The 4,489-nt window shown below is 69.7% G+C and carries 1 protein-coding gene; it reads right to left on the reverse strand.

Annotation, left to right across the window (positions count from 1 at the left end; all coding sequences use genetic code 11):
- The coding region (locus tag GJV64_RS11705; RefSeq protein ID WP_164157394.1) for an NAD-glutamate dehydrogenase at positions 1–4,180 on the reverse strand (4,180 nt) is incomplete at its 3' end.
- Positions 4,181–4,489: the final 309 nt, after the last annotated feature.

Raw genomic sequence — 4,489 nt, forward strand, 5'->3', positions numbered from 1 at the left:
CGCCCAGCGCCTTCAGGCCGGGCGCGATGTCCGCAACCAGCGTGGCGGCGCTGCGGCCACCGCCCAGTCGCACCAGATCGGCCATCTGCCCGCGCAGCACGGCCTGTCCCTCGCGGTGCAGCGCCAGCGCGGTGGCCGCCGGCAGGTCGGCTGTGTCGATCGCCTGCCACACCGTATCGAAGCCGTGCAGCGTGCGGGCGGCAACGAAGGCACGGGCGACATCGGCAAGACCAACGCCGAGTTCTTCGGCCAGCTCGAACGGGGTCGTCAGCCCGGCGCGGTTGACCAGTTCGTTGGCCAGCTTGGTCGCCACAAGTTCGCGGCGCAGACGGTGCGACAGGATGGCGGCACGGTGGGCCTCTTGCATGGCCACCGGGAAGGCGGCGATCAGATCGGCCTCCAGCAGCGGATCATCGACCACGTCGCTGGCCACCAGCGCGTCATAGGCGGCCATCTTGGCATAGGCCATCACCACCGCCAGCTCGGGCCGGGTGAGGCCCTCTCCGGCGGCGGCGCGCTGGGCCAACGCCTCGTCGCCGGCCAGTCCTTCGACGCTGCGGTCCAGCCCGGCCTCATTCTCCAGCGCCTGTATCAGGCGCTGGAAGGCAGGCAGGGCGCCGGCACCGCCGGCCTCGGCGACGCTGAGCGCCTGGGTCTGCAAGCGGTTGTCGCGCAGCACCAGTTCGGCGACATCATCGGTCATCGCCTTCAACAGCGCATCGCGTGACGCACGGGTCAGCCGGCCGGCGGCAACCTCGCCATTCAGCGCGATCTTGATGTTGACCTCGTGGTCGGAACAATCGACCCCGGCCGAGTTGTCGATGAAATCGGTGTTGATGCGCCCGCCCGCCCCACCGGCGCCCGCCCGCGCGAACTCGATCCGCGCCGCCTGGGTGAGGCCAAGGTTGGCGCCCTCGCCGATCACCCGGGCCTTCAGGTCCCGCGCGTTCACCCGCACCGCATCGTTGGCGCGGTCGCCGGCATCGGCATGGCTTTCGGTGGCGGCCTTCACATAGGTGCCGATCCCGCCAAACCAGATCAGGTCGACCTTCATCTTCAGGATGGCGGCGATCAGCGCGGCGGGCGGCAGGCTGTCGGCCGTCACGCCCAGCATGGCCTGCATCTCAGGCGACAGCGGGATGGATTTGAGGCCGCGCGGGAAGACGCCGCCGCCTTCGGAGATCAGGGCCTTGTCATAATCGTCCCAACTCGATCGCGGCAAGGCGAACAGGCGCTGGCGCTCGGCAAAGGCAGCCGGAACATCGGGCGCGGGATCCAGGAAGATGTGGCGGTGATCGAACGCCGCCACCAGCGCGATGGCAGGCGAGAGCAGCATGGCATTGCCGAACACGTCGCCCGACATGTCGCCCACGCCGGCCACCCGCACCGTTTCGCGCTGCACGTCGATGCCCAGTTCGCGGAAGTGGCGCTGCACCGAGATCCAGCCGCCACGGGCTGTGATGCCCATCGCCTTGTGGTCATAGCCGTTGCCGCCACCGCTGGCGAAGGCATCGCCCAGCCAGAAGCCGTGCTGTTCCGCAATGGCGTTGGCGGTGTCGGAGAAGGTGGCGGTGCCCTTGTCGGCCGCCACCACCAGATAGGGATCGGGCGCATCGTGGCACACCACGGCTTCGGGCGGCACCACCGTGCCGTCGGCGGCCAGATTGTCGGTCACCGACAGCAGCGCGCGGATGAACACGCGATAGGCCTCGGTGCCTTCGGCGGCAAAGGCGTCGCGATCGGTGGGCGGCGGCAGCAGCTTGGGATAGAAACCGCCCTTGGCGCCGGTCGGCACGATCACCGTGTTCTTCACCTTCTGGGCCTTCACCAGCCCCAGCACCTCGGTGCGGAAATCGTCGCGCCGGTCCGACCATCTGAGGCCGCCGCGCGCGATCGGCCCGCCGCGCAGGTGAATGCCCTCGACACGCGGGGAATAGACCCACATCTCGCGATAGGGCACCGGCGGCGGCAGCCCCGGCACGCGCGCGCTGTCGAGCTTGAAGCACAAGGCCTCCAGCCCGCCCGGCGCATAGGCGTTGGTGCGCAGCGTCGCCAGCATCACCGCGCGATAGAGGCCGAGGATCCGGTCATCATCGATGCTGGCGACATCGCCCAGCGCCGCCTCGATGCGGGCCAGCACGGCGGCCACCTGCGCGTCGCGGTCGCTCACCGCCGGATCGAAGCGTGCGGCGAACAGGGCGACGAGGTCGCGGGTGATCGCCGGATAGCGCTTCAGCGCATCCACCACCGTCATCACCCCATAGGTGACGCCCGTCTGCCGCAGATAGCGGAACCAGGCCCTCATGAGCGCGGCCTCGCCAGCCGTGAGCGCACAGGCGAGGATAAGCGCGTTGAAGCCATCGTTTTCCTGCGTGCCAGTCAGCACGTCGGTCAGCGCCGGCTCCAGTCGGGCGGCCAGCGTGGCCGGCTCTTCGTTGCGTGCGGCCTCCGGCACTTCGGCGAGGAAATCATGGATCCAGCCCAGGCTGCCGCCGGCCAGATCGAAGGGATATTCCTCGATCACCTTCAGGCCGAAATTCTCCAGCACCGGCACCGCTTCCGAGAGCGGGATGATGCGGCCCAGCCGATAGATCTTCAGCCGCACTTGCCCTGGTTGTGCGCCCGGTACCAGCCGCACGGCGCGCCCCTGCTCGTCGGACAGGCCGGCCAGCGCCACGATGTCGGCGGCGGCCTCCTCAGGCTTGTGCTGCGCGCGATAGCTGGTCGAAAAGGCGCGCCCGTGCGAAAGCGCCAGCCGGGCGGCGCGGGTCGGCTCCACCAGGGCCGCGAGCGCGGTTTCGAGGTCCTCCTCCCAGCCGCGCACCAACTGGCTCAGCCGGCGGTCCAGCGTGGCGGCCGCTGCCGGGCCAAAGCCGGCGGCATCCTTCACGTCCACGACATAGTGCACCCGCGCCAGCCCCTCGGCGCCCAGTTCCACCTCGAACCGGGTGATGCTGCCGGCCAGCTCCTGCGCCAGCATCTGGCCCACCGCCTCGCGCAGCCGACTAGAATAGGCATCGCGCGGCACATAGACCAGCACCGACACGAAGCGGCCAAACGGATCGGGCCGGGCGAACAGCTTGGGCCGCGGCCGGTCAAGCAGCGACAGCAGGCCGAGCGCCATCGTCTTCAGCTCATCGGGGCTGGCTTCGAACAATTCCATGCGCGGGAAGCTTTCCAGCACATGCACCAGCGCCTTGCCGGTGTGGCCGCTATCGCCAAAGCCCAGATCATCGATGATCTCGCCCACCTTGCGCCTGAGCAGCGGCACCTGTCGCGGCGAGGTGCCCAGCGCTGCCGAGGTGTAGAGGCCGATGAAGCGGGTTTCGGAAATCACCCGGCCCTGCCGGTCGAAGCCCTTGACCGCCACCAGGTCGCCGTTAACGCGGCGGTGCACCGTCACGACGGCGCCGGCGCGGGTGATCAGTAGCGGTTCGGGGCTGGCCAGCAGGGCCTTCAGGGCGCGCGGCGTGTCATTGTCTCCCCGGCGCCCAGTCCACAATGGATAGTCCGGGTCACGCAGGATGCCCAGGCCCGTATCGCTCACCGGCGCCATGGCCGGATCATCAAGGTCACCATCGAGCCGATAGCGGCGGGCGCCCAGCAGGGTGAAATTGTCGGCTGCCAGCCATTCCAGGAACGCCATCGCCTCGCTCGTGCGGTGCGGCGCCAGCGGCGGCGGATGATCGGCCAGATCGCGGATTGAGCCCTTCAGCAGGGCCAGCATCGCCTGCCAGTCGGTCACCGCGGCCCGCACGTCGGCCAGCACCTGCCCAAGGCTGTCCACCAGGTCGCTGCGGGCGCGGGCGCCGACCTGCGCGATCTCCATGTAGATCATGGATTCACGGGTGGCACCCGTCTGGCCGCCTGCCACCGCGACCAGCGTGCCGCGGTTGTCGCGCACCACGTCCACGATGGGGTGCAGCAGACGGTGGATGTCAATGCCGGCCGCGGTCACGGCCGCGGCGGTCGAATCCACCAGGAAGGGCCGATCCTCGCCGATGATCGCCAGCCGAAGCCGGCGGCGCTCGCCCGAAAGCGGCTCCAGCCGGATCACCGGTTCGCCGGGCGCACGCAAGGCTGCCGCATCAGCCACGAAGGCGGCGATGGCAGCGCGGCCGGCGGCATCGAGATCCTCGATCTCGCCGGGCAGCGCTTCGTCGAACAGGCGGGCGGCCATGGCCGCCACCAGGCCGCTGTCGGCGACAGGGGCAGGGCTGGCATCAGTGGGGGCAGGCGGGGCCTTCGAGCAAGGCGCCCGGGACGAAGCAGACACGGCGTGCGCTCCCGCGACAAGGGGTGGCCCACGTTATGCGCCCGGCCGCCACGAAAGAAAAGATGTTACACAGGCATCAATCGAAAAAATCTGTGATCTTGCGCACAGAGCCGCCCCCCGGTCGGCGTGGGAAGGGTTCGGCGCTCGGCCGGTCGGCGGTGGGCAGCGGCGTGATGCTGGCGAAGGCCTGCGCCAGCTCGGCGCGCAGCCGCC

This window comes from Sandarakinorhabdus rubra (assembly GCF_010994245.1).
Taxonomy (GTDB): Bacteria; Pseudomonadota; Alphaproteobacteria; order Sphingomonadales; family Sphingomonadaceae; genus Sandarakinorhabdus; species Sandarakinorhabdus rubra.